The organism is Brachyspira murdochii DSM 12563, assembly GCF_000092845.1.
Lineage (GTDB): Bacteria > Spirochaetota > Brachyspiria > Brachyspirales > Brachyspiraceae > Brachyspira > Brachyspira murdochii.
Map to the genome: position 1 here is coordinate 3016790 of NC_014150.1, position 25758 is coordinate 3042547.

At 27.9% G+C, this 25758-nt stretch carries 26 protein-coding genes and 1 pseudogene; 10 read left to right on the forward strand and 17 right to left on the reverse strand.

Features of this window, described 5'->3' with window-relative positions:
* Positions 1-7 precede the first annotated feature (7 nt).
* A complete protein-coding gene (gene yqeB, locus BMUR_RS13305) occupies positions 8-835 on the forward strand; it encodes a selenium-dependent molybdenum cofactor biosynthesis protein YqeB (RefSeq protein ID WP_013115062.1) in 828 nt (275 codons plus the stop codon).
* 428 nt (positions 836-1263) lie between these two features.
* Here the strand turns inward: yqeB and BMUR_RS13310 are convergent, their stop codons facing one another.
* The 4 genes from BMUR_RS13310 to trxA form a co-directional block, all read right to left on the reverse strand.
* Positions 1264-1812: a hypothetical protein gene (locus BMUR_RS13310; RefSeq protein WP_013115063.1), complete on the reverse strand. Its 549-nt coding sequence runs from the start codon at positions 1810-1812 to the stop codon at positions 1264-1266.
* 5 nt (positions 1813-1817) lie between these two features.
* Entirely contained in the window at positions 1818-3359 is a 1542-nt protein-coding gene (locus tag BMUR_RS13315; RefSeq protein WP_013115064.1) for an NAD(P)H-hydrate dehydratase, read from the reverse strand.
* Positions 3356-5215 (reverse strand): hypothetical protein, encoded by a 1860-nt coding sequence (locus BMUR_RS14380; RefSeq protein ID WP_013115065.1) that lies wholly within the window; start codon positions 5213-5215, stop codon positions 3356-3358. The genes BMUR_RS13315 and BMUR_RS14380 overlap by 4 nt, the downstream gene beginning before the upstream one ends.
* 109 nt (positions 5216-5324) lie before the next feature.
* The gene (gene trxA, locus BMUR_RS13325; RefSeq protein WP_013115066.1) at positions 5325-5642 is read right to left on the reverse strand and encodes a thioredoxin; all 318 of its coding nucleotides are present in this window, start codon (positions 5640-5642) and stop codon (positions 5325-5327) included.
* A gap of 203 nt (positions 5643-5845) precedes the next feature.
* Between trxA and BMUR_RS13330 the strand changes: the two genes are divergently transcribed.
* Positions 5846-6238, forward strand: coding sequence for a MarR family winged helix-turn-helix transcriptional regulator (locus BMUR_RS13330; RefSeq protein ID WP_041750018.1), 393 nt, complete (start codon positions 5846-5848; stop codon positions 6236-6238).
* 2 nt (positions 6239-6240) lie between these two features.
* Entirely contained in the window at positions 6241-6903 is a 663-nt protein-coding gene (locus tag BMUR_RS13335) for a YczE/YyaS/YitT family protein (RefSeq protein ID WP_013115068.1), read from the forward strand.
* Between the two features lie 212 nt (positions 6904-7115).
* Here the strand turns inward: BMUR_RS13335 and fabF are convergent, their stop codons facing one another.
* From fabF to BMUR_RS13395, 12 genes and pseudogenes are all read right to left on the reverse strand, one after another.
* Complete coding sequence (gene fabF, locus BMUR_RS13340; RefSeq protein WP_013115069.1) at positions 7116-8369, reverse strand: beta-ketoacyl-ACP synthase II; 1254 nt, start codon at positions 8367-8369, stop codon at positions 7116-7118.
* 92 nt (positions 8370-8461) lie between these two features.
* A complete protein-coding gene (gene acpP / locus BMUR_RS13345) occupies positions 8462-8698 on the reverse strand; it encodes an acyl carrier protein (RefSeq protein WP_013115070.1) in 237 nt (78 codons plus the stop codon).
* A gap of 80 nt (positions 8699-8778) precedes the next feature.
* A complete protein-coding gene (gene fabG, locus BMUR_RS13350; RefSeq protein WP_013115071.1) occupies positions 8779-9528 on the reverse strand; it encodes a 3-oxoacyl-[acyl-carrier-protein] reductase in 750 nt (249 codons plus the stop codon).
* A gap of 246 nt (positions 9529-9774) precedes the next feature.
* Positions 9775-11211, reverse strand: a complete 1437-nt coding sequence (gene glmM / locus BMUR_RS13355; protein ID WP_013115072.1) for a phosphoglucosamine mutase — start codon at positions 11209-11211, stop codon at positions 9775-9777.
* Between the two features lie 133 nt (positions 11212-11344).
* The gene (locus BMUR_RS13360) at positions 11345-12529 is read right to left on the reverse strand and encodes a cyclic nucleotide-binding domain-containing protein (RefSeq protein WP_013115073.1); all 1185 of its coding nucleotides are present in this window, start codon (positions 12527-12529) and stop codon (positions 11345-11347) included.
* 71 nt (positions 12530-12600) lie between these two features.
* Entirely contained in the window at positions 12601-13170 is a 570-nt protein-coding gene (locus BMUR_RS13365; protein WP_104618813.1) for a DNA-3-methyladenine glycosylase I, read from the reverse strand.
* Between the two features lie 35 nt (positions 13171-13205).
* The gene (locus BMUR_RS13370) at positions 13206-13700 is read right to left on the reverse strand and encodes a hypothetical protein (protein ID WP_013115075.1); all 495 of its coding nucleotides are present in this window, start codon (positions 13698-13700) and stop codon (positions 13206-13208) included.
* A gap of 16 nt (positions 13701-13716) precedes the next feature.
* On the reverse strand, positions 13717-14604 hold the full coding sequence (locus BMUR_RS13375; protein WP_013115076.1) for a sigma-70 family RNA polymerase sigma factor: 888 nt from the start codon (positions 14602-14604) through the stop codon (positions 13717-13719).
* On the reverse strand, positions 14597-15052 hold the full coding sequence (locus tag BMUR_RS13380) for a DUF721 domain-containing protein (RefSeq protein ID WP_013115077.1): 456 nt from the start codon (positions 15050-15052) through the stop codon (positions 14597-14599). The genes BMUR_RS13375 and BMUR_RS13380 overlap by 8 nt, the downstream gene beginning before the upstream one ends.
* Positions 15053-15102: 50 nt before the next feature.
* Positions 15103-16053, reverse strand: coding sequence for a tetratricopeptide repeat protein (locus BMUR_RS13385; RefSeq protein WP_013115078.1), 951 nt, complete (start codon positions 16051-16053; stop codon positions 15103-15105).
* Positions 16043-16885, reverse strand: a complete 843-nt coding sequence (locus BMUR_RS13390; protein WP_013115079.1) for a hypothetical protein — start codon at positions 16883-16885, stop codon at positions 16043-16045. Before BMUR_RS13390 ends, BMUR_RS13385 begins: the two co-directional genes overlap by 11 nt.
* 208 nt (positions 16886-17093) lie before the next feature.
* Positions 17094-18363 (reverse strand): annotated as a pseudogene (locus BMUR_RS13395) (L-cysteine desulfidase family protein).
* Positions 18364-18597: 234 nt separating this feature from the next.
* On the opposite strand from BMUR_RS13395, the gene galK reads away from it, so the two are divergent.
* The 4 genes from galK to BMUR_RS13415 all read left to right on the forward strand — a co-directional run bounded on the left by galK (position 18598) and on the right by BMUR_RS13415 (position 22515).
* Complete coding sequence (galK, locus tag BMUR_RS13400; protein WP_013115080.1) at positions 18598-19779, forward strand: galactokinase; 1182 nt, start codon at positions 18598-18600, stop codon at positions 19777-19779.
* Between the two features lie 139 nt (positions 19780-19918).
* Positions 19919-21023 (forward strand): peptide chain release factor 2 gene (gene prfB / locus BMUR_RS13405; protein WP_013115081.1). Its coding sequence is split into 2 segments (ribosomal slippage): positions 19919-19990 and positions 19992-21023, totalling 1104 coding nucleotides; the frame shifts between segments, so codons are not numbered across the junction.
* A 201-nt stretch (positions 21024-21224) separates the two neighbouring features.
* Positions 21225-21797: a hypothetical protein gene (locus tag BMUR_RS13410; RefSeq protein WP_013115082.1), complete on the forward strand. Its 573-nt coding sequence runs from the start codon at positions 21225-21227 to the stop codon at positions 21795-21797.
* A gap of 145 nt (positions 21798-21942) precedes the next feature.
* Positions 21943-22515, forward strand: a complete 573-nt coding sequence (locus BMUR_RS13415) for a BAPKO_0422 family outer member beta-barrel protein (protein ID WP_013115083.1) — start codon at positions 21943-21945, stop codon at positions 22513-22515.
* Positions 22516-22520: 5 nt separating this feature from the next.
* Here the strand turns inward: BMUR_RS13415 and BMUR_RS13420 are convergent, their stop codons facing one another.
* Complete coding sequence (locus tag BMUR_RS13420; protein ID WP_013115084.1) at positions 22521-23801, reverse strand: ankyrin repeat domain-containing protein; 1281 nt, start codon at positions 23799-23801, stop codon at positions 22521-22523.
* Between the two features lie 177 nt (positions 23802-23978).
* On the opposite strand from BMUR_RS13420, the gene BMUR_RS13425 reads away from it, so the two are divergent.
* The 3 genes from BMUR_RS13425 to BMUR_RS13435 are packed head-to-tail and all read left to right on the forward strand — an operon-like array spanning position 23979 to position 25740.
* Entirely contained in the window at positions 23979-24551 is a 573-nt protein-coding gene (locus tag BMUR_RS13425; RefSeq protein WP_013115085.1) for an HDIG domain-containing metalloprotein, read from the forward strand.
* Between the two features lie 17 nt (positions 24552-24568).
* Positions 24569-25210, forward strand: a complete 642-nt coding sequence (locus BMUR_RS13430; RefSeq protein ID WP_013115086.1) for an isochorismatase family protein — start codon at positions 24569-24571, stop codon at positions 25208-25210.
* The gene (locus BMUR_RS13435) at positions 25207-25740 is read left to right on the forward strand and encodes a methylated-DNA--[protein]-cysteine S-methyltransferase (protein ID WP_013115087.1); all 534 of its coding nucleotides are present in this window, start codon (positions 25207-25209) and stop codon (positions 25738-25740) included. Before BMUR_RS13430 ends, BMUR_RS13435 begins: the two co-directional genes overlap by 4 nt.
* Positions 25741-25758: the final 18 nt, after the last annotated feature.

Below are 25758 nucleotides of genomic sequence, written 5' to 3' on the forward strand. Positions count from 1 at the left end.
TTTTTTTATGAGTTTGTTTAATGATGAACTTGTAATTATAAGAGGTGCTGGAGATTTAGCTACTGGTATTGTGTATTCTTTATATAAGGCTCATTTTAAGATTATATTATTAGAAACACAATGCCCCTCTTCAATTAGAAGAAAGGCGGCATTATCTGAAGCTGTTTATGATGGCAAAAGCAGAGTTGAAGATATTGAAGCTGTTTTAGTAAAAAGCTATGAAGAAGCCCTTAATATAGTTGCATATAGAAATTATAGTAAGATACCTATTCTTATTGATCCTAATTGTGAAATATTAAATCATGTAAAACCTACATTTTTAATTGATGCTATAATAGCTAAAAAAAATCTTGGCACTAATAAATCTATGGCAAAATATACTATAGCATTAGGTCCTGGATTTACTGCTGAAAAAGACTGCGATATTGTTATAGAAACTATGCGAGGGCATAATCTTGGAAGAATGTATACCAAAGGTGAGGCTATACCAAATACTGGAATACCGGGCAACATTGGTGGTAAAGAGGCTGAAAGGGTAATACATGCAAGTGCTGATGGTATTATTGAAAATATAAAAAATATCGGCGATTTTGTAAGAGAAAAAGAGGTTATAGCATACATAAACAAAAATAATGAAAAAATAGAAGTGCTTGCTGCTTTTGATGGTCTTTTGAGAGGCATTATAAGAGATGGTTTTAAAGTGCATAGGGGCTTAAAAATAGCGGATATTGATCCTAGAAAATCCGAATATGATAATTGCTTTACCATTTCTGATAAGGCTAGAAATTTGGGCGGTGCTGTGCTTACTGCTATGATGTATTTATACGGCAGGTAAAAAGGCTTAAACTTATTAATATTAGAAGTGACTAAACTTGTATTTTTATACGCTTAATATTAAAAGTACATACCATAATTTTTATTTATAGTGATTTTATATATAAATATTCACTCTTTCACTTGTATATAGCCTGCATAGTGCCATCTTTTTTCTATACCGCATATGGGGGAGACAGCGTACAAAAAAATTGTGTACTAGTCTTAACAATAATAAATAAAATTAGTTTTGAAACAAGTCTATTATTGTAATAATACAAATATACACAAGTACAAAATTGCAGCTTGGCTAATAAATATCACATATATCTGACATTTTATATTAGTAAATAATACAGGTACACAAAACAAATATGAGATATCTTCTTCGTTGAGATTCAGTCTATAAAATATTATACTTTAATATATAAAAATGCCTTATCTATAATATTATCTTTTAAGTCTTCTTATATCTATATTGTTAGTTGTGATTAGATTGTTGTCTAAATATAATATAACTTCAAGATTATTTGCCTCTTTCCAATAATTTTTATCGAAACTCATTTTAAATCCTATTCTCTGACCTAGAGGAAATCTTATATTATAGAATGAATCATTTCCTGTAAATATTAGTTTCTTATTTTTATATAGTGATAGAGTTGCAGTTAGATTTTCTATATTTATAGAATTTGTATAATTAGAATTTTTTACTTCTATTGTAGCAAGAACAGCTTCATTTTCATAAAACTCTACATTATTTATTTTTACTTCTATAGGTATATTTGTTTTTAATGCACTAAAGTATGGCATATCATTAAAAAAACCTTTTTTGTATAGAAGAAAAAATACTACAAGCAGTGTAAGAAAAGCACCATATAAAAACATAAACCATCTTTTAGCAAATATACTTACTTCTCTTTTGGGGGTTGGAGGTTTAACCTGCCTGTTATTATAGAATTCTAATTCCGGTTTTTTAGGGTCATAAACTTCTCTTGACAACTTTTTTATATCCTTTTTAATATTTTATATGATACATCGGCTAAATCTTTCGGCTGAATATAGTCATTTCCAAATTTTTTAGATAGTATATTAAAAGATTTTGCCTGTATTATTAATGCAAGTTTAGAAGCATCTAGTATATTAAGCTTTCTTGCAAGTAATGCTCCAAGAAATCCAGCAAATACATCTCCCATTCCAGCTTTTCCCATAGATGGTTTAGGGTTATAGTTTATATATATATCATTTTCATACATTAAAAAACTTACAGCATCTTTTAATATTATAGAAGCATTTGTCATCTGCCTGCATTTTAATAAAGCCTCATACGGATTTTCTAATGCTTCTATATGATTTATATGTGTTAATTTCTCAAATTCATATATATGAGGTGTTAATACAAAATTACTGTTAAGTTCATTAAGTGTGCTTTCAAACATCAAATATAAAGCATCAGCATCTATAACAGTCGGTATATTTATTTGTTTGAGTATGCTGTTTACAAAAACTTCAGCAGACATATTTCTTCCAAGTCCTGAACCTATTATGCATGCATTGCTTTTATTTATATCATTAACTATTTCTATATCATTTTCTGTGAAGCATCTTTGATTATCTTCTCCTACACCTATAATAACAATTTCAGGCATAGAAGACATAACAGCCTCTCTTATATTCTTTAATATTCCTTTAGGTACATAAAGTCTTATATATCCAACTCCAAGTCTGTAAGCAGCATGTACAGATAAAACAGCAGCTCCTATATACTCATCACTTCCAGCTATTACAGCAAGCATTCCCTGTTCTCTTTTGCTGAAAAAAGCATTTCTATTTAAATTGATTTTTTCATTATAGTCTATTAATTTAGCTTTATATCCGAAGTTTTTTAATATATTTTCCGGAAATATTGATTTTATCATAAATAATTTTCCTATATATTCTCTTGTTCTATATAAGAAAAATATATCTTTAGCAAAGCATACAGTATAAGTTTCATGAGCTTTAAAGCAAGTATGTATATTGTCATAATCATTTATTTTTGAAGTAAGTCCAGAAGGTATATCTATAGCTATTCTAAGAACGTCTAATTTATTTAGATTATCTACAAGAGTTTTTTGTATGCCTTCTAAAGGTCTGTTGCCTCCAGTACCAAAAAGTGCATCTAATACTATTGATTTTTTTTCTATATTTTCTAAAGCAGATAAAACATCGTCTTCACTTCCTAAATAACTTATATCTACATTCATAGATTTTAATATGTTAAAATTGGCATAAGTATCTTTATTAACTCTGTCAAGATTACCTGTAATATATATGCTTACATCATACCCATTATTTATCAAATATCTTGCTATTGCAAGTCCGTCTCCGCCATTTCCACCAACTGATGAAAAAATATATACAGTTTTTGTGTATAATAGTTTTCTATGCCTTTTTAATAGCAGATAAAAAATCTCGCTTGCTACATGTTCCATAAGAAGTATAGAAGGAATCTTTTCTGTGGTTTTTTTATCTATATTTATTAAATCTTCAGTAGTTACAACTTTCATTTTGATATTCCTAATTTTTCTTTAATTATATCTATAAATGATAATAATATATTTTCATTTAATTGTCCATACCTTATAAACTCATCATAAGTAATTTTTATGCTGCTGCTTTCTTTTACAATATTATTATAAGTATTCTCTGGAATCATATCAGCATTATTTTTAAATACATTCAAATCATAATATGCAGATAATTTCAAAGCCCATAATGCATGTTTCAGCTTTCTATCATTTATAAGTATAGGGTAGAGTAACATATAGCTTTTTGATAGTGTATTATCCAAATTTTTAATTTCTTTATAAGAATAAAAATCTGGAATATTTCTATATGAAATACTGCTTCCTTTCTTTATAACATTGTTTATTTTGTATTTATCATTATTGTATGAGTATAATAAAGGCCAGTAAGTAGCATCTCCGTATAAATATTTTGCTATATCCCAATAATACATATCTTTTGATGTTATATATGATAAACTTGCTGCGTTCATTGAATTAAAAAATGTATTAACAACATCGTATAATTTTTGATTTTCTACATTATTGCTTGCTACAGTTCTATTGCTTCCATAATAAATAGATATAAACACACCAACTATTAGTATAAATATTATTATGAATGCTACTTTTAATATGCTTTTTAACAATTCAAAGTTTTCTTTTCGTTTCTTCATTTTCTTATTATCCAATTCCTTAGTATTTTTAATATTTAATAATTCTTTTTCTATATTTTTATTAGATATAGTATTTTTTATTATATTCTTCTCGTTTAAATCATTTAAATCATTTTTATCAAAGTTATTAATATCAAGTAGTTCCTCTTTGCTGTATTCTTTCATTTCCGGATAATTATTTTCTTCTTTTTTGCTTTTTTCTTTTATTTCCATTACCTCTATCACATTTTCATTATCTTTCATGTCTTTATCATTTTCTAACAAATAATCTTTATCAAAGTTATTAATATCAAGTAATTCCTCTTTGCTGTATTCTTTCATTTCTGGGTAGTTAGTTTTTTCTTCTTTTTCTTCCTTTTTATTATTTTCAATTTTGTTTTCTTTATTATCATTTTCTATGCTGTCATCTTTATTTAAATAATCTTCATCAAAATTATTAATATCTAATAATTCTTCTTTGCTGTATTCTTTCATTTCTGGGTAGTCAATTTTTTCTTCTTGATTTTTTTCTTCTTCCATTATTACAGTATTTTCATTATCCTCTGTTTTTTCTTCATTTTCATTTAGATTTTTTATCATAGTATTTAAATCTATAGAATTATATGTTTTATTTTTCCATATATTTTCTATTATATTATCGTCTATAGAATTATTTTCTTCATCTATCACTTCTTCTAGTGTTTCATCATTATTGATATTTTCTATTCTTTTATTTAATATTTTATTATCTAATTCATCTAAAATATATTCAGCGATTTCATTATTTTTAGTATTTTTAACTTTATTTTCTAGGTAAGTATCAGGCTCAAATATGATATTTGAATTGTAATAAAATGTTCCGAAGTTTTCTATATATACATGCTCATTTTTTGATATATCTTTTATATTTTTGAAAATACTTTTATATATTGATTTCTCTAAGAAAATATTTTTTAGTTCTTTACTTTTGACATCAATTGATTCCAAAGATTCATCAAAGCTTTCATCTTCATTTGAAAAAAATATATTTTTATCTTCATCAGTACTAATTACACCAAGCTTATCCATATAAAATTTATTTCCGTTTATAATGGATAATGATATTTTATCAAAAAGTTCTTTAATGATTAAGTTGATTTCATTTTTGTCTATGTTAAATTCATTTGATATATTTTCTATTAGTGTATAATTTGTTTTAAACATGTCTTACCCGCAAAATTATATATTATTGTAGAATTATATATCAATTTAGAATAAAAAAAAGCCTAATTTATAACAAAATTAGGCCAAAATAAAATGTATATTTTTTATTTTATAGATAATCTTTCAACCATTCTTTTAATTGAGCTTCATTTTTCATACCTTCAGCTCTTTTTACAATCTCTCCGCCTTTAAATACTATCAAAGTAGGTATTGACTGAACACCATATTTTGCAGCAATATCTTCTGCTTCATCAACATTAACAGCTCCGAAATTCATTTTATCTGAATACTGATCTGCTATTTTATGTAATATAGGTGTCTGCATTTTACAAGGTCCGCACCATTCGGCAAAAAAGTCAACCAATATTGCTTTATCTCCACTGATAGAACCTTCAAAGTTATCTGATTTTAATTCTTGTACTGACATGTTTATTTCCCTCACTTATTTTATTGTTTTATTAGTATACTCTAACTTTACTAAAAGTCAATACCTTTTTTTATTTTTTTAATATACCTATATGGTGTATATGGTGCTTGACTTATTTTTATTTTTATGTATAATAAGCTATCTTATTATAAGAATACTTACTATAAGGATACTTATCATTGGAGAATCTGCATTATTTACTTATGAAAGCCAATTCTATGTTTGCTCGTAAAGTAATGTATGAAGCAAATAAGATAGGACTTACATCAGGACAGCCTAAAGTATTATATTTTTTATCCAAATTTAAAGAGGCTGACCAAAAGACAATAGCCAATTATTTGGAAATAGAACCTGCTACTGTAGGAAGCATACTTCTTGGTATGGAGAAATCTGGTCTAATAGAGAGAAAACAGCGTGAAGGAAACAGGCGTTCTCTTTATGTATCGTTAACAGAAAAGGGTGTAGAAGTTTCAAATAATATGGAGAAAATATTTGAAGATGCTGAGAATATTGCTACTGATAGATTATCAGAAAAAGATAAAGAAAAATTAAAAAAACTATTGATTGAGATGTGTAATTCATTGAAAGGAGTTTAATTATGTTTAAGAAAATTTTAGAAAAGCGTATTATAGAAAGAACTATAATACTTTTAATAGGGCTTTATATTATGTCTTTAGGTATAGCTTTTTCTATTAAAGCATCACTTGGTACTTCTCCTATTTCGAGCGTACCATATGTTACAAGCTGCATATCAGGTCTTTCTGTAGGAGAAACTACGATTCTTATTAATCTTGCATTTATATTAACACAAATACTTCTTCTTAGAAAAAAATATAATCCCTTTCAGCTTTTTCAAATACCAGCACTTATTTTATTTGGTATAATGATAGATATAAGCGGATCTTTAATAAAAAATATAACATACAGCAATTATTTTCAGCAATGGGTATTATGTTTTATTGGAATAATTTTGGTAGGTGTTGGAGTTAGTATAGAAATTATGGCAAAACTTGTAACTACTCCGGGAGAAGGTGTGGTGCTTGCTATATGCAAAGTTTTTCCTTTAAAATTTGGAAATACAAAAATTATGTTTGATGTTGTATTAGTAATGATTTCTTTAGTAACAGTTTTAATATTTTTAGGTCATTTAGAAGGGGTTAGGGAAGGTACTGTAATAGCTGCAATTTTGGTAGGATTTATAGCAAAACATTTGAGTAAGCCTTTAAAACTTTTAGAAAACAAATATTTACTTAATGAATAAATAATAATAATAAATATTTATTTAGTTTATATGAAAAGCCTTGTTTCTATTGGAAGCATGGCTTTTATTATTATATTTTTTATATATGTATTAAATATAGGCTATAAATTATATTTGTATTATTATTGTTGTATTTGAAATTAAATTTATTTTCCGCAAATAAAAAAGCCCTGTTTATTAAAAACAGAGCTTATTATTTTTATGATTTTTTATTATATTTTTTTGAATACTATAGAAGCATTATGTCCGCCGAAACCGAAAGAATTACTTATAGCATATTCTATTTTGTAATCCTGAGCAGTATTAGCAACAACATCTAAATCACATTCAGGATCTTGTTCTTCTACATTGATAGTAGGGTGAACTTTTCCTTCAATCATACTCATAACTGTAGCAATAGCCTCTATACCGCCTGCAGCACCTAGAGCATGACCTGTCATAGATTTAGTAGAGTTAATTTTTATTTTTTTAGCATTATCTTCACCTAAAGCCTTTTTAATAGCTTTTATTTCGGCAATATCTCCTACAGGAGTAGAAGTACCATGAGTATTGACATAGCTGATTTTATCAGGTGAAATTTTAGCACTTTCAATAGCTAATGACATAGCTCTTGCTCCCATAGCACCGTCTTCTAAAGGAGCAGTAATATGATTAGCGTCAGCAGTAAAGCCATAACCGCAGACTTCAGCAAGTATATTAGCATTTCTTTTTTTGGCATGTTCATATTCTTCAAGTATCAATATACCAGCACCTTCAGCAATAACAAATCCATCTCTTCCTTTATCAAAAGGTCTTGATGCTTTTGAAGGCTCATCATTTCTAGTAGATAAAGCTCTGGCATTATTAAATCCTGCTATAGTAAGAGGATTTATAGTAGCTTCAGAACCTCCTACTACCATAATATCAGCTTCATTATCTTTTATGTGTTTATATCCCAAACCTATAGAGTGGTTTGAAGAAGCACAGGCAGTAACAGTACTGTAATTAGGACCGTTCATTCCATATTCCATAGAAATAAGTCCGGGTGTCATATTAATTATCTGCATTGGTACAAAGAAAGGGGAAACTCTGCTAGGACCATCAGAAAGTATAACATTATGATTGGATAAAAGAGTAGTTATTCCGCCAATACCGCTGCCAAGAACACAGCCTGCTCTTAGAGGATCAAAGCCTGTTTTAGGTTCTATACCAGCTTGTTTAAAAGCATGATAGGCTGCATATACTCCAAAATTAATGAAAGGATCTAATCTTCTTAACATTTTTTTATCGGAATAATAATCGCCTTCTAATGGTAAAGCTTCAGCACCGATTTTAGTAATAAGCTGCTCTTTTTCTGGATCAAAATATTTACTTAATGTTTTAATTCCAGAAACTCCATTAAGTAAGTTATTCCAAAAAGTTTTAACATCATTTCCTAAAGAACTTACTATTCCAAGTCCTGTAATTACAACTCTGCGTTCACTCATATATAAAACTCCTATGATTTACAATATATTAAAAAATTTCCCGTAAAAGATTTTTATACATATCTGTTTACGGGAAAAATATAATATATTAATTATTTTTTATGTTCTTCGATATATTTAGCAGCATCTGCTACATTTTTAATTTTTTCCTGATCTTCCTGAGGAATTTTGATGTCATAACGTTTTTCTAATTCCATGATTAATTCTACTAAATCAAGTGAATCAGCGTTTAAGTCATCTACAAAAGAAGCTGTATCAGTAATTTTGCTTTTGTCTGAGATGTTTAATTGATTAGCAACAACATCTTTAATTTCATCGATTAATGCCATTTTTTAATCTCCTTAATTTTTTATAATTTATAATTTTATAATAAAGTGCCTGTTTTAAGCACATTATATACTTTAATTTATTACATTGACATTCCGCCGTCAACGGCAATAACTTCTCCAGTAATATAGCTGCTCATATCGGAAGCTAAAAATAATACCAAGTTGGCAACATCTTCCGGAGTACCTAATCTTTTTAAAGGAGTTATACTCATAATTCCTTTAACTGTATCTTCAGGAAGTACATCTGTCATATCTGTTTGAATAAATCCCGGTGCTATAGCATTTACACATATATTTCTAGGAGCAAACTCTTTAGCCATAGACTTGGTAATACCAATAATACCAGCTTTAGCAGCAGCATAATTAACTTGTCCGGCATTACCCATTTTGCCTATAACACTTGATATATTAATTATTTTTCCTTTTCTAGCTCTTAACATAGTTTTAGCAGCTTCTCTTGACATATAAAAAGCACCTGAAAGATTTGTTGATATTACATCATTCCAAGCACTATCGTCCATTTGTATAACAAGCATATCTTTAGTTATACCCGCATTATTTACAAGTATATCTATAGAGTTAAATTTTTCTATAGTTTTAGCAATTACTTCTTTGCAGGATTCGCTTGATTTTGCATCATGCTCTAATGCTAAAGTTTCTATATTGTAAGATGATTTTAACTCTTCAGCAACCTGAGAAGCCTTATCAAGATTTGTAGCTGTAACTACTATATTAGCTCCTTCTTTAGCTAAAGCTTCAGCTATTTTTTTACCTATTCCTCTGCTGGAACCTGTTACTATAGCTGTTTTATTTTTAAGATTTAAGTCCATATTTATCCTTTTTATATGTATAAAAGATACATAATAAACATATACATATATTAAAACAAAATATAATAAATTTGTCAAGCAAAAATCATAACTTTAAAATTTTCGACTTTTTTGGTTTAAAAGTCGAAGTAGTTAATTTTTACTATTAATATTTTGTATCAATTTGTATATATTTTTATAAGATGTTAATAAAATAAAACAAGAGATAAAGCTATACCCCTTGTCTTATTTATTAATTATAAAATATTATTTTTTAGTTTTTACTTCTTTTGTTTTAGTATCTTTTTTAGTTTTAACTGATTTAGATGCCTTATTATCAGATGATTTTTTTGAAGTTTTTTCACCTTTTATCATGTCCATTGCAGCATTTATTAATTCTTTAGCTTCTTTTTTAGTTTTAGCTTCTGCGATAATACGTACTATAGGCTCTGTATTTGAAGAACGTACATGAAGCCAGCCTTCTTCCAAATCTATTTTTATTCCGTCAATAGATGTTATTTTAGCTTTAGGGTACTCTTCTTTAATTTGTTTTAAGAAATTATCTTCATCAATTTTTGATACTTCTAGTTTTTCTTTTACTATCTCATATTTAGGTATTTCATTTACTAGCTCTGTTATAGTTTTTCCTGTTTTAGCCATTAATTCTAATATTAATGCTATACCCAAAAGAGAATCTCTTCCCGGAGTTACAGCAGGAACTATTATTCCTCCATTGCCTTCGCCTCCAAAGTATAATTTATTTTTTACAACATGAGAAGAAACATTTATTTCTCCTATCTTAGTACGGTCAACAGAATAGCCTTTTTCTTTTGCCAAATCATCTATCATTCTTGATGTAGATAAGTTTACTGCAGCATTTCCTTTTCCTACAAGCCATAAATATTTAGCACATAAAGCCAAAGTATACTCTTCGCTTATTATAGTGCCGTCATCAAGAACTAATGCAAGTCTGTCAGCATCTGGGTCTTGAGTAAATCCTATATTAACCTTATTTTTTTTCACTAACTCTGACAAACTCTTCATACTAGCAGCAGAAGGTTCAGCAACATGAGCAAATTTTCCAGTAAGCTCATTATTTATTGAAACCTCTTTTACTCCTAATGCTTTAAGTAGGGGAGGAGTAGCAAATAAACCTGTACCATTAACATAATCGCAGGCTACTTTAAAATTAGCTTTTTTTATTTTATCAGTATCTATCCATCTTAAAATACGTTTTATATGCTCTTCTATAGCATTATCTATTTTCTCATATGTTCCTGTTTCTAATGCTTTAACAAATCTTGAAGCCTTTTTCTCATAAAGTTTCATAAGTTCATTAACAGCTTTCTCATCTAAAAAATGTCCGCCTTTACCTATAAGTTTTAAAGCGTTCCATTCTATAGGATTATGGCTTGCAGATATCATTATTCCGCCATGTATTTTTAGTTTTTCAACCATATATAATGCTGTAGGCGTAGGTGTTATTCCTATATCTATTACATTGATACCTGATGCCATTAATGTAGAAGCAACCGCATTTAATATAGATTCTCCTGTTATTCTTGTATCTCTTGCTACTAAAACTTTTGCCTTTTTTGGAAAAAGACATGCAAATGCCGAAGTATAATCTACTATAGTTCTTATATCTAAACCATCTCCTATTATTCCTCTTATTCCTGATATGCTTGTTTTTAATGTTGGCATTTAAAACTCCTGAAAAATTATATGAATATATTATAAAATAATTAGATATAAAAGTAAAATATTTTATTTTATAATTTTTATTGATATTAGTTGGGCGTTCTATATTGAAGATTATAAATTACATTAAAATATCTTAAAAATACATCATACTATGATGATGAGTGCTGCTTAATCTGTTTATACAGTTTCGGTATTCTATTATAAGGCTTTTCATATCTGTTATATTAATATACCCGTCTGATGATACTGATACGCCTCTTACTCTGTTTAACTCTCTTTCTATAAGTTTTACATCTTTTATATTCATTAGAGTTTTTATATCATTTAATGTATATAATAAACTCACAGAATTAACATCTTCTGGAAGTATCTCTGTTTTTAGTATATAATAAAGTGTTATAAGCAGTTTTGATAATATGTCATCTACACTAAGAACCATCATTTTTAATATAGTATTTCTTATTTTTACGCTCACCATTTTTATATAGTAAAGGTTTAGCTCAGGATCATGTTCTGTAATATTTACCAATTCTTTTTTGGTTAGTACCTTTATATAAGAATCTTCTAAAGCAACAGCACAAGTTGAAAGAGGCTGATACTGTAAAACAGGCTTGTATCCGTCTATCATACTGTTTTTTGAATAAATGGCTCTTGTAACTTGCCCTAAGTTTACTATGTTATATATTCCTATTTCTCCTGATTTTATAATATAAAGTTTATTTGTGTATTCCAATTCTGTATACAAACAATATCCTTTTTTATAATAGTATACATTATCATCATTTTTTTGCGGCTCTTCTATAGGAGTTATTTCTGATAGCTTGTCTTTTACATCATCAGCATTTTCTGGAAATAGTTTTCTATATTCATTATAAAGTTTGTATGCAATATGTTTAAATCCGTTTTTATTATAAACATCTGCCATATTCATTATTTCTTCTTTTGTTCTTATATGAGAAATTTCTTTGTTTTTTGATAGCTGCATATAATATCTTCCAAGCCAAGTTTCAAACGAAGCATCTAAATTTTCAGCTATTTTTATAATTAACTCCTCATTTTTTGTTTTTATAACTTCTGCTATATCCACTTCTATAGCCTCTACATCTTCCATTGCTTTTACATTAAAGAAGTAAGGTTCATTTAATAAAATATTTACTAATCCTAAAATGTCGCCTTGTTTGAACTCTATGTTGTAGTAAAAAGTACCATATGATATGGCTTTGCCTTTTGTTATTATGTAAAATACATCTTTTGGAATTTGATCTTTAATATAAATAATAGTTGATTTTTTAAAATGAGCAGTATTATATTTGTGCATATGTTTTATCCGTAGTTATATTATTTTATTCTAATTTATTATCATTATTAGTCAATATTAGTTTTTATTTTTTATTTGCCGTATTCAATTTTTTTATGAAAATCACAGTTTACAGAATGATCATTTATTATTCCGATAGCTTCTAAGTAGCTGTATATAATAATACTTCCTACAAATTTAAATCCTTTTTTTGATAAATCTTTGCTTATAGTATCAGACAATTCATTTCTTGCAGGAAGCATACTGTCATCATCTAATTTATTATCTATTTGTTTATTATTTGTAAAAGACCATATGTATTTATCAAAACTTCCATACTCTTTTTGAACTTCTATAAATTTTTGAGCATTTACTATAAGAGCATTAATTTTTCTCTTATTTCTTATTATACCTTTATTATTTAATAGCTCTTCTATTTTTTTATCGTCATATTTAGCTATTTTTTTATAATCAAAATTATCAAATGCCTTTCTCATATTCTCACGCTTATTTAATATGCATCTCCAACTAAGACCTGCCTGCATACCTTCTAATATAAGCATTTCGAATAGTTTATTTTCATCATGGCATATTCTGCACCATTCTTCATTATGATATTTTATTTCTATATCTGTTTTAGCCCACTTGCAAATATTGTTAATATTGTTCATTTATTTTATACGTCCTAATTTTTTATTTATTCTATATTAATACTGCATTCATCATTATCTATTTTTATGTTATATAATCCTTTTTTTAAAGTAGAAGAATAATTATCCTTTTGACCGAATATATTTACTATTTTCTCTCCGTTATACTCTATAACACACCAGTTTTTTATATCGTTTATGTTAATAAAATATTCATTGCCGCTTTTGCTTATCTCTATATTTTTATAAACATAAATATCATTATTATTATCATCTCCTCTTGATGCCATAGGAGATATTCTGCTGAAATAAAGCATGTAATCTATTATCCCATCTTTTATGCTGATAACTGATTTTTTCTTTGATTCTATAAACATATTTGAATCTTCTATATTTTCCATAATAAACAAATCATTTTTTAAGCTGCTTACTTTTCTCTGAAGTTCTTCATCGGTTTGAAGAATATTTAAAAAGTTATCAGAAACTTTTATTCCATTAACATAGTTTATGATTTCTTCTTCTGTGTAATTATTTTTATCCATATATTATCCCATATTATTACAGTAAATTTTTAAAATTTTCTTTTAAATCAGTTTTAATCTTATTAATTATTTTTGTTACTGTATTGCTTGTAATATTTAAAAGTTTTGCTATAAACCCATAAGGTACATTTATTTTTATTTTGTGCAGCTTTTTTATATAATCTTGTTTTTTGCTTGCCAAATGCACAGTAAATATTCCTCTTTTATTATTTTCTTCTATCTGTGCATTAACTTTTGCTATTTTATCCTGCTGTTTTAATATATCATTATATTTATTTATATATGTTGCTCTTGCTTTTTCTATTATAGAATATGCTTCTTCATAATCTATATTAAAATATTTCATTAATGGCGATATGATAAAGTTTATAAATAATTCAAGATTATGTATAAAGAATGCTAAAGAATCTCTGCTTTTAAACTCTTTTTCTATATAATTAAATATATTTAAAGCTATTGTTTCTATATTGCCGTCATCATTATAATTTTCAATATATTCATTTATAGAGTAGGATTTTGTTTCATAAAGCACATCATGAAGAGTAATAGCCTCTCTTTCATATAATGACTTATATAAAGGAGCGTCCATTGATATTTCTTTTTTATTGTATTTTTCTTTTCTTTTTTTGAAGTCTAAAAAATTAATATAATGCGTTCTTAATGTATAGGTAAGCCAAGTAATAAATTTAGCATCAGTTTCATTGTATTTAAGTATTATATTATCTATTCTTTCAATATAATATGAATAAAACTCCAAAGCCTTTTCATGATAAGCTCCGAAAACTTTTCTAGGGTAGTTATAAATATAATTTGATAAATGTTCATTAATTTCTCTCAAAGCTATTATACTTTTTGTAGCTTTGTACTCAGAAATTTTCTTTTTTATAAACTCATCATCAATCATCTTCGTCCTCATACTTTAATATATTATAAAACATCTCTTTCATTTTCTCATCTTTTATATTTGCTTCTTTTATTACCTTATCCATCCATTCTTTATGTTCTTTAGTAGGTTCTTTACGTATATCAGATTTGTTATTTGAATTTTCAGCTGGTTTATTACTAATTTCTCCGATTCTAGTTTTTAATTCCGCTACTTCTATATTTGTTTCTTTTTTTATGTTTTTGAATATATTTGCTCTGTTCATAAATATTTCATTAGCCCATACACTATCTCTTACAGCAATAGTAAGAACTGCATTTCTAAAAAATAGAGGATAGCATATTTTGGATAAAACTTCTCCCATAATATCATTCCATTTTTGTGATATCTTGATATAGCTTGCTAAATTGATATTTTGATACAATTTATTATCAGAGTATTCTTCTAATGTATTTTTAATAGTGTGCATATACAATAATCCTAATGATATTATAATACAATAATTTTTTATATAATCAATTAATTATTAGTATTATTTTGAATATTTGTAGATGATGCAGTATTAGTTGAAATATTATTTATATTATTTGTTATAATATTATTATTTGTGATTATAGAATTAGTTATTATATTATTGGTATTGATTATGATATTGTTTGTATCTATTGTATTAGTATATATTTCGTTGGTATATATATTATCCATTTCTATTGGTTTAGCTTCAACATCTTCATCATAAGTGATATTTATATTTTGATTTGCAGATATATTTTTATTTTCTGCTGTTTCATTTACTTCAGTGTCTGTTTCAGTATTTTTTCCAGATATTCTGTTTATTATACCTTTAACTCTAACTATAGAATCTCCAAGACCTCTGTAATTAGGATTTACTTTATATGCTTCTTCGTATACATTTAAAGCAGAACTAAAATTTCTGTCTCTTTCATAAGTAGCAGCGAGATTAACCATATAAACTACATTATTAGGGCTATATACAGTTGCTTTAAGAAAAGAAGATTCTGCCTGTTTATAATCTTCTACATACAGATATAAAAGCCCTAAAAAATTATTCATATAAGCATCATTAGGGTCTAAACTTATAGAATATCTTATGGCTTCTATAGCTTTATTAGTATCCCCCAATTTATATAATGCATAACCTTTTTGAAAATGAAGTTTTGGCGAGAATCTATTAACGATTATTCCGCTTCTTGCTGTCTTAAGCATATTGGTATAATCTCTAAGATTCATATATGAGTTTGCAAGATTTTCAAAGTATTCTATTTTTAATATAGGGGAGTTTTCTATTTCATATTCAAATAGTTCAGCTGCTTTTTTATAGTTTTTAGCATTATAGTAACGGTATGCATTAGACAAATTTTTTCTATTATATTTAAATACTTCATTAGTCTGAGGGTATAATGATAATGTAATCAAAAGAAGAAGTATTAGTACTTTATTAATGTGCATCTTTTTTGAAACTTTGAAGTCTGAAATCGTTTATCATAGCATTAGCATAAGCTATAGTAGCATCATACATTTCTTCTTTAGTTTTTCCTTTAAAAAATTTGTATACTCTAGGAGACTGAACATTCAAATAGTCTGGAAGTACTATTTCTCCGTCATTGCTTGCTTTTAGGGCCAATGATTTGATATTGTTCATTTTTTCAATAAAAGCATGGAGGAAAAAACCTGATTCTTTAAGTATAAATTGTTCAGCTCTGCTTGAGTTATCTCCATTGTTTAAAGCATAAACATAGTCAGCAAATATCTGAGGGACTTTTGTTTCTCCTACAGGTATAATAAATTTTTGGAATTGATTATCATAATCTTTAATAGCAGTTTCTACAACATAGTCGCTTGCAGGTCCGCAGCAGAAAAATCTGATAACAGAGAAACAGTTATATAATTCTTTAAAAGCACCGTATAAATGTCTTATTTCATCATCAGCTTTAGAATGAATATCTTCTAAAGGATATTTTTCTGTTGCACTTCTAAATTTTTCTATCATATTATCAACTTTATTCATAAATGAGTTTTCTTTGGCCTTTTCTTCTTCTGCTTTTTTTCTTTGGCGTTCTAATTCTCTGTCTCTCAAAGTAGTTTTTATGTCTTCTAGTATTTTTATTTCTACTATTAGAAAATTTGATAAATCTTGTCTGTTTTGTAAAGCTTCTCTGTATCTGTCATTAAAACTGCTTAGATTGTATATTTTATTGCCATATTTTTCAGCACCTTGTTCATATTCACGTCTTATTTTTGCCAAGGTGGCATTAATTTCTTTGTCGCTTAAACTCGCCATTGCAGACTCCTTTAAAAATATTTCTAATTTGTCATTACAATATATCGAAAACTATTATGTAGTATATTATACAATTTTTAAAAAATAAATCTAGTATAAAAAAATATTATGCTTTATGTTTATTAATATCATGCAATATTTTTTATCTTAAAAAGCAACGGTTTGTAGTCAAACATTATTTTTTCTGATTAAGTATTTGTATAAAAAACTATTTATCTATCATTATATTTAGTATTTCAATATCTGTGCCTTTCATACCTTCTTTAGCCATTCTTCCTATGCTGTCAATAGTAGCTTCAATATTATCTTTTACAAGACCGTCTCCAGATTTGAACACTTTTCCGTCTCTTGCTAAATTATAAGCAAGTATTCCGCAGTCAAGAGCCTCTGATATTTTTGAAGCACATGAAGATTTAGCACCATCACAAACCATACCGCCTATAGTACATAAAGCATTTGTAATAGTATCGCAAATAATTTTGTAGTCAGCATTATTTAGGTATGCTATACCAGAAGCAGCACCGGTTGCAGCACAAACAACTCCGCAGAATGCTGAAAGTTTACCTATATGTTTTTTCTGAAGTATTGCAATCAAATTTGAAAGTACCAAAGCACGGTATAGTTTTTCTTCAGAGGCATTCATTTCTTTAGCATATATTATAACCGGTACAGATACAGTTATACCCTGATTTCCGCTTCCAGAGTTTGTAACTACTGGCATAGGACAGCCTCCCATTCTGGCATCAGAACCTGCAGAAGCATATGCTTTAGCTCTGTTGCGTACATCTTCACCATAATATTTTATCAATGTCTTTCCTACACCAGAACCGTAATCATTTTTTAATCCTTCTTCGGCTATTGCTGAGTTTAAATCAATTTGTCTTTTAATTGTTTCTCTAATATCTTCTATATTAACTTCATTTGCAAAGTTTAATATGTCTTTTATATTTAAAAGTTCTCTGTCATCATGTTCTTTTTGTTTTAAAGAATTATCAGCAGAGAATATTTCCTTACCATCTTTGATAATTTTTGTAATATTGGTATGAGCATTTTTTATTTCTACTAATGCAGAAGAATATTTGTATTTAGCTTCTATTATAATATGTAAATTTTCAGAACCTTCTATCAAATCACATTGACAGAAATTATTACTTATAAGTTCTTTAGTTTTTTCTATATCTTCTTTTTTAATTGAGGATAAAACTTCAAGATTTTTATTAGCATCTCCTCCAACTATACCTAAAACAGCTGCTACATCAATACCTTTTAACCCCCCCTGAGTTTGGTACAGTAACACCTTTAACATTTTTAATAATATTACCGCTGCATTTTACAGTTACAGAATCGGGCATATTTGCAAGTACTTCTCTTACCTTAGCACCAGCAAAAGCTATAGCTATAGGTTCAGTACAGCCTAATGCTGGTATTAGTTCTTCTTTTAAGATATTTATATAGCTGCTGTATAAAGTTTTATCCATATTATTTGTCCTTTCAATCAATGTGTTATGATTAGTATTATATTATTCTTTATATTCAAAATCAATATTTTTTAATAAATTATTTATTTTAGTTTTCTAAAAAATTTACGATTTATTAAAATATACAATTTATTTTATTAAAATATTATTTTTTTTATAATACTATTATTTATACTATTGATTTTTTTTTATTTTATGATATTTATAACAGATAATTTTTGAGAGAATTAAATTATGATACCTAGATTACATTTAAAAATAGTCGCAAGATTCAGAGAAGTTTTCGGACATAAAGGCGATACAAAATTATACTTTGCACCCGGAAGAGTAACGATAATAGGTGAACTTATAGATTATTCCGGCGGAGATACTATAACTACTGCTGTAGACAGGGGTACTTATATAGTTGCAAGAAAAAGACCTGATAATAAAGTTAATATATATGCTCATTCTTTTAAAGCGAAAAAGTCATTTACTTTAGATGATTTAGAAAGAAATAAAGAAGATGAATGGGCTTTATATTTTAAAGGTGTTTTTTCCGTTCTTTTGGAAAAAGAGTACAAGATACATGGTATGGATATTTTTGTTTATACTGATTTGCCTTTTAATACATCTTTGGCATCTTCAAGTTCACTGTGTGCTTGTTTAACATATGCTGCTTTGGATATTAATAACATAAAAGACACTGATGCTATAGAAATGGCTAAGCTTTCTTATGAGGCCGAAATAAAATATGCTTCTCATAGAACTTCTTTAAGCGATCATGTTACTATATTTATGTCTAAAGAAAATACATTGTTTTTCTTTAATATGAAAACACTTAAATACGAATATTTTGATTTTAATTTGGGCGACTATTGTATGGCTGTTGTAAATAGTAATAAGAAAAGAACTTCAAGCGACAGCGAATATAATGCCAGAAAAAGAGAATGCGAAAATGCATTAAAAAAACTTAAAGATAAAAAGCCGAATTTAAAGTCTTTATCCGATTTAAAGCCTAAAGATGCTGATTTTATAAAAGAAACTCTTCAAAATAAAGAGCAGAGACGTGCTTTATACGTTTCAGCAGAGCAGGACAGAGTAAATCAGGCAGTAAAAGCTATTAAAAAAGGCTCTGTTAAAGATTTGGCTAATTTGATACTTAAAACTCATGACGGATTGAGTAAATTATATGAAGTATCTACTGCTGAACTTGATATATTGGTTGAAGAATCCACTAATATGGACGGAGTTTTGGGGGCCAGAATGATAGGTACTGGATTTGGAGGCGGAGTTTTGTTATTTTTGAAGAAAACTGAAGTTGAAAATGTTATAGAAAATTTATATGCTCATTATAAAGAAAGAACAAGAAGAGATGCTGATGTTTATATATTAAAGCCTTCTAATGGTACAAGAGTTCTTCCTACTGAAGAATAATTTCTTTAAGCGATTATAAATTTATATATTATTGTTTTATTAATAATTCAATATAGTAAAGTTTAAATTTATATATTAAATCTGTATATAACTTTTTTAATATATAGCATTTAATTATATTATAATAGGAAGTGATTTTATGACATTATCTGAGATAAAAAATACGGTATCAAATATTAAGGAACAATCTGAAATATTAAGGGGGTATCTTTGACCCAGATTCTATTTATAAAAGAGTTAAAGAGATAGATGAAATATCAGCCAAAGATGATTTTTGGAACGATAATATAAAAGCTCAAAAATTGATGAAAGAAAGAATGCTTCTTCTTGATAAAATAGAGCCTGTTGAAAATCTAATAAAAAACTCTAATAATATATATGAACTTGTAGAAATGGCTATAGAGTCTAATGATATAGAAATGGAAAAAGAGCTTGAGGGCGAATGTATAGAGCTTCAGCGTGTTTTTGATGAACTTGAAACTAAAAATCTATTTTCCGGAGAATTTGACAGTAAGAATGCATATTTAACTTTGAATGCAGGTGCTGGAGGTACAGAAAGCTGCGATTGGGCTTCTATGCTTTCAAGAATGTACGTACGCTTTTGCGAAAGACATGGCTTTACTGTTGAAATTACTGATGAACTTCCAGGTGATGAGGCTGGAATAAAACAGATAAGTTTTTATGTTCAAGGGCTTTATGCTTATGGTTATCTGCGTTCTGAAATAGGTGTTCATAGACTTGTAAGAATATCTCCCTTTGATGCTAATGCAAAAAGGCATACATCTTTTGTTGCAGTTAGTGTTATGCCGGATATAGATGAGGATATTGAAGTAGAAATAAATCCTTCTGATTTGAGAGTAGATACATACAGAGCTTCCGGAGCGGGCGGACAGCATGTTAATAAAACTTCATCAGCTATAAGAATTACGCACATACCTACTAATATAGTTGTTCAGTGTCAGGCAGAAAGAAGTCAGCATAATAATAAAGATATGGCTATGAAAATGCTTAAAGCAAAACTTTATCAGCTTGAAAAAGATAAACTTGATAAAGAAAAACAAAAAATAGCTGGAGAAAAAACTGATATAGCTTGGGGAAATCAAATCAGAAGTTATGTTTTTCAGCCTTATCAGATGGTCAAAGATTTAAGAACAGGACATGAAACTGGAAATATGAACTCTGTTATGGACGGTAATATTGATGAGTTTATATCAGCATATCTTAAACAGCAAATAAAAAAATAATAGTTTTTGTATAATTAAAAATAGCAATATAATATATCATTGCTAAATAATCAAAAAAACTTTATGTTTTGTATAGTTTTGATAAAATAAATTTTACTATTTATCATACAAATAAAACTTTTATTAAATAATATTATGTTAATTATTGACATTTTTAGACATAAATTGTATAGTGTAGATAAATAAAACATGGAGAATATTATGTTAAAAAAGATTACGTTAGTAGCAGCTATGATATTAGTTTTAGCTGCTGCCATGCCGAAAAAGGCAGAGGCTGCTTATTCTGACGGTGCGGCAATAGGAGCTTCATTATTTTTTGGATATCCAAATCAAGGTTTAACTTTAGTAGGACAATTTAAAGGTGTACCTTTGATGTTTGGTGTTCAAGCTGTAGCAAATTTATTTAATAATGGTTATCAATATTTTGGTATTGGTTTGACTATGGATTGGTGGGGATTAAAAATACCTTTAGGAAGAGCAGGAGAGTCTGATGTTCATTTTTATTTAGGACCTGGACTTGCTGCTGATGCTACTTTTGGTTCATCTTATTGGTCAATTAATGCCGGATTAAGAATGCCTATAGGTTTCTCTTTCTTAATCAAACAAAAATGGGAAATTTTCTTAGAACCTGCTCCGGTTGTTAACGTTTTACATGCTGATAGTGACGGTGTATCTTTGTTAGGTATATATCTTGGAGATAGAAATGGAAATCGTTGGAACTTAGGACATTTCTTACATTTATCATTCCAGTTTGGATTTAGATATTGGTTCTAATATAAAAAATATCATTGAAATAACTAGCCTCGCTTTTTATTTAAGCGGGGCTTTATTTTTTATAAAGATAATATATTTACTTTTCGATATTATTTTCTATATTTATTAAAAATAATAATTAAATACTAATTTGGATTTTTATACTATGTTTAGAAAAACGGTAGTTTATGCTTTTATAATAATTTCTTTTTGTTCTATTTTTTCATTATCATCAAAATTATATGCCGATTATCCAGACGGAAGCAGTGCTGGTTTTTTTCTTAGATTTAGTTTTCCAAGTCAGGTATCTTTAGGGGTAACAGGAAAATTTGATGTTGTTCCTTTTATGTTCAGCGGTATATTTAATGTTGGCATATCTTCTAAAGGCTGGGCATGGATGGGCTTAAGTGCCAGTGCAGATTGGTGGGGATTAAAGTATAGACTTGGAGAGGCTGGTAAATCAGATGCTTGGCTTTATTTTGGGGCTGGTGCTGAGGCTGTTGCAGAGTTTGGTAACAATTATTGGAATATAGGTTTAGGTGTAAGAGTTCCGCTTGGTGTTTCTTTTATAGTAGACAGAGATTGGGAAATATTTTTGCAGATTGCTCCGGGACTTAATGTAATAGCTGTAGGAAGTGAGGGATTTGGTACTTTCGGCTGGTATCCTAGTCATACAGGCTGGACTTTTGCAAAATTTTTTAGATTTTCAGGTGATTTTGGATTTAGATACTGGTTTTAAATAATTTAATCCATTTTCTGACTTTCTAATAATTTTTTTATCTCTTCATTTGCTGAGTTATTTATTAAGTTTATAGCATTATTATCTATAGAGGCATTATTTATTATAAGTGTTCTGCACATTTCATAATTATTATTTTCTATTGCAATGCATAACGGAGTATATCCTTTTACTTCATCTTTTATATCAGCATATGCACCATTTGATAATAATTTTTTTACAGCATATATGTTATTATTTTTCACTGCCATATGAATAGGAGCATATCCTTTATAGATATTATTTAATTCTGACTTTGCATTTATTAGTATATTCATAGCTTCAGTATAGTTATTTTCAGCTGCAATATTTATAGGCATTGCATTATCATTGTTTAATATATTAAGATTGGCATTGTATTTTATAAGCAAGTTCATAACATTTATATATTCTTTTGATTTGCTTAAATTTATTACAGCTAAATGCATAGCCGTATTTCCATTTTTATCTTGTATATTAGGGTCAGCATTTTTTGATAGTAAAAGATTTACACTTTCAATCAGTTTATTAGAATCATTTTCTATTATGTATTGCAAAGGTGTTTTAAAATTTGCATTTGTATTATTAACATCAGCACCTAATTCTATCAATTCACTTGCTGCCTGAATAGAACCATAACCTACAGCATAATGAAGCATTGTATTTGTATCTTTTGTGTCTACATCTATACCCAAAGTTTTTACCAAATAATTTATATTTTGAGCATTATTACCAATAGAAGCAGATTTTATCAATGATATAACATCTTCACTGTTCATAAGAAGATATATATTTTTATTTAAATAAAGCTCTAATATTTTTGGGTTTGCATATTCTGAAGCTATAAACTCACTTCTTGGTTTTTCTTTCATTTGAAAATTAATATTTGCTCCAGAATCTATTAATAATTTTACACTTTCAAAGTTATTATTAATAGCAGCAATGTCCATAGCAGAGCAGTATGAAACATTTATATTTTTATTATTATTTGTGATATTTGTATTTTTGTCTAAAAGCAGGTTTAAATCAGTGTATGGAGAGTTTTTTAATGCGTTTATAGAGGAAGTTTGATTATTTTCTGCTGCTATATGCAGTAAAGGGTATCCTCTTTCATCTTTAGTATTGGGGCTTACATTTTGTGATAATAATGTTTGTATAGTTCTTACATCTCCTATTTTTACAGCATTTATCATTTTGTTTTCATTTTCAGTTACAGCGTATAGATTTATTAAGTTTATAAACATAAGAGATATTATAATTTTTTTCATTATTAAGTCCTATTAATAATATTATGTATACTAATACTATATAATAATCGTTTTTCTATTGATTTTTATTATAATTTTTTTGTGATATTTATTTTAATTTATATAAATATAAGAATAAAAATATTGAAAAATAGGAAAATATAATATATACTTATGATAATCTTTGGAGGTTTTTAAATGGCCAGTATAGAAAGAGAAAAAGCAGTAGAATTATTTAAAAAATACAATGAAGAGCAGTCCTTATTTAAACATGCTTTATCTGTAGAAGCAGTGATGAGATATTTTGCTAAAAAGTACGGCGAAGATGAAGATGAATGGGGTATGGTTGGTTTTTTGCATGATATGGACTATGAGAAATACCCAGATGAGCATTGTATAAAAGTTAAAGAGATACTTGAAGAAGAAGGACTTCCAAGCAGTTTTATACGTGCTATTCAAAGTCATGGTTATGGACTTTGTACTGATATTGAGCCTTTAAGCAATATGGAGAAAACATTATATGCTGTTGATGAGCTTGCAGGGTTTATTACAGCATGTGCTTTAGTAAGACCTTCAAAGAGTTTGGACGATATGGAAGTAAAATCAGTAAAGAAGAAATTAAAAGATAAAGCATTTGCAGCTAAAGTTGATAGAACAGTAATAAATAATGGTGCTGATATGTTAGGAGTTTCTATTGATGAACTTATTAAAGAAACTATAGAGGCACTTGTACCTATACAGGAAAGTATAGGGCTTAAGAAAATTTCCTAAATTACGGATTTTGTGCTATGAGTAAAATAAAGATATTAACAATAGTAGACATGCAAAATGATTATATGGAAGGCGGTCCTATGGCAGTAAAAGGTGCTGTAAAACTTGTACCTGTAATCAATGATCTTATAAAAAATGGGGAATATGATGCTATAATTGCCACACAGGATTGGCATCCTTCCAATCATATATCATTTGCTTCTACTCATGAAAAAGAGCCTTTTTCAAAAATAAAAGTAATAGATCAGGATACAGGAGATGAAGAGATATTAACTCTTTGGCCTCGTCATTGTGTTGCAAGAACTTACGGTTCGGCTATAGTTGACGGTCTTAGAAAGAAGAGAGACTACATATATGTTCAAAAGGGGGTTGACCCTGATGATGAGGGTAACTCTGGATTTTCTTATATGCATAAAGAGTTTATCGATGCGGCAAGAGAAAATAAAGAAACGCTGATACTTGATTTTGTAGGTGTTGCTTTGGATTACTGCGTATTTTATACAGCAAGAGATACTGCAGAATATGTAGCTTCTATTGATGCCGAGTATTTAGTCAGCGTTAATGTACTTGAATATGCATCGGCTGCTGTTAATCCTGACGTGATAGAAGGGCTTTATTCATCATGCCCTCTTATTAATCTTAAAAAGGTTAGACTGTGAATATTATTAGGCTTGATAAAAAAGAAGATTCTAAAAAAGCCTATATTTATAAAAGTCCTATAGGGGATTTAATAATTACTTCTGATGATGACTGTCAATATATTACTTCATTAACATTCGATTTAAATGATAATCAAACTATTATAAAAGATGAAGAACCTGCCATTATAAAAAGAGTAAAAAAAGAACTTGATAATTACTTTACTAAAAATAGCAGAACATTTACTATAGATTTAGGAGTGTATGGTACTGATTTTCAATATAATGTTTGGATTGAAACTTCAAAAATACCTTTCGGAAAAGTTTTGACATATTCTGATATAGCAAAAAACATTTCAGATAAAAAGGGAAGCATATCAAGGGCTGTAGGCACAGCCGAAGGAAAAAATAGTATAGCTATTATAATACCTTGTCATAGAGTTGTAGGTTCTAATAGAAAATTAACTGGTTATGCCGGAGGATTAGATAAAAAAGAATATCTGCTTTCTCATGAGGGATTTAATATAGTGGGGTTTAAGATTATTCCTTAATTATTATTTATATTATTT

What these genes read in the sequence shown, in the direction of transcription:
- BMUR_RS13360 (WP_013115073.1), bottom strand. Translation starts at nt 12,529, where the DNA reads ATGCACAAATATAATACTGCTCATTTTAAAAAATCAACTATTATTTAT.
- BMUR_RS13380 (WP_013115077.1), bottom strand. Translation starts at nt 15,052, where the DNA reads ATGCACACTATTAAAAATACATTAGAAGAATACTCTGATAATAAATTG.
- BMUR_RS13335 (WP_013115068.1), top strand. Translation starts at nt 6,241, where the DNA reads ATGTTTAAGAAAATTTTAGAAAAGCGTATTATAGAAAGAACTATAATA.
- acpP (WP_013115070.1), bottom strand. Translation starts at nt 8,698, where the DNA reads ATGGCATTAATCGATGAAATTAAAGATGTTGTTGCTAATCAATTAAAC.
- BMUR_RS13420 (WP_013115084.1), bottom strand. Translation starts at nt 23,801, where the DNA reads ATGAAAAAAATTATAATATCTCTTATGTTTATAAACTTAATAAATCTA.
- galK (WP_013115080.1), top strand. Translation starts at nt 18,598, where the DNA reads ATGATACCTAGATTACATTTAAAAATAGTCGCAAGATTCAGAGAAGTT.
- BMUR_RS13410 (WP_013115082.1), top strand. Translation starts at nt 21,225, where the DNA reads ATGTTAAAAAAGATTACGTTAGTAGCAGCTATGATATTAGTTTTAGCT.
- BMUR_RS13430 (WP_013115086.1), top strand. Translation starts at nt 24,569, where the DNA reads ATGAGTAAAATAAAGATATTAACAATAGTAGACATGCAAAATGATTAT.
- BMUR_RS13390 (WP_013115079.1), bottom strand. Translation starts at nt 16,885, where the DNA reads ATGGCGAGTTTAAGCGACAAAGAAATTAATGCCACCTTGGCAAAAATA.
- BMUR_RS13385 (WP_013115078.1), bottom strand. Translation starts at nt 16,053, where the DNA reads ATGCACATTAATAAAGTACTAATACTTCTTCTTTTGATTACATTATCA.
- fabG (WP_013115071.1), bottom strand. Translation starts at nt 9,528, where the DNA reads ATGGACTTAAATCTTAAAAATAAAACAGCTATAGTAACAGGTTCCAGC.
- BMUR_RS13415 (WP_013115083.1), top strand. Translation starts at nt 21,943, where the DNA reads ATGTTTAGAAAAACGGTAGTTTATGCTTTTATAATAATTTCTTTTTGT.
- BMUR_RS13315 (WP_013115064.1), bottom strand. Translation starts at nt 3,359, where the DNA reads ATGAAAGTTGTAACTACTGAAGATTTAATAAATATAGATAAAAAAACC.
- BMUR_RS14380 (WP_013115065.1), bottom strand. Translation starts at nt 5,215, where the DNA reads ATGTTTAAAACAAATTATACACTAATAGAAAATATATCAAATGAATTT.
- trxA (WP_013115066.1), bottom strand. Translation starts at nt 5,642, where the DNA reads ATGTCAGTACAAGAATTAAAATCAGATAACTTTGAAGGTTCTATCAGT.
- BMUR_RS13330 (WP_041750018.1), top strand. Translation starts at nt 5,846, where the DNA reads ATGAAAGCCAATTCTATGTTTGCTCGTAAAGTAATGTATGAAGCAAAT.
- fabF (WP_013115069.1), bottom strand. Translation starts at nt 8,369, where the DNA reads ATGAGTGAACGCAGAGTTGTAATTACAGGACTTGGAATAGTAAGTTCT.
- BMUR_RS13425 (WP_013115085.1), top strand. Translation starts at nt 23,979, where the DNA reads ATGGCCAGTATAGAAAGAGAAAAAGCAGTAGAATTATTTAAAAAATAC.
- yqeB (WP_013115062.1), top strand. Translation starts at nt 8, where the DNA reads ATGAGTTTGTTTAATGATGAACTTGTAATTATAAGAGGTGCTGGAGAT.
- BMUR_RS13375 (WP_013115076.1), bottom strand. Translation starts at nt 14,604, where the DNA reads ATGATTGATGATGAGTTTATAAAAAAGAAAATTTCTGAGTACAAAGCT.
- glmM (WP_013115072.1), bottom strand. Translation starts at nt 11,211, where the DNA reads ATGCCAACATTAAAAACAAGCATATCAGGAATAAGAGGAATAATAGGA.
- BMUR_RS13370 (WP_013115075.1), bottom strand. Translation starts at nt 13,700, where the DNA reads ATGGATAAAAATAATTACACAGAAGAAGAAATCATAAACTATGTTAAT.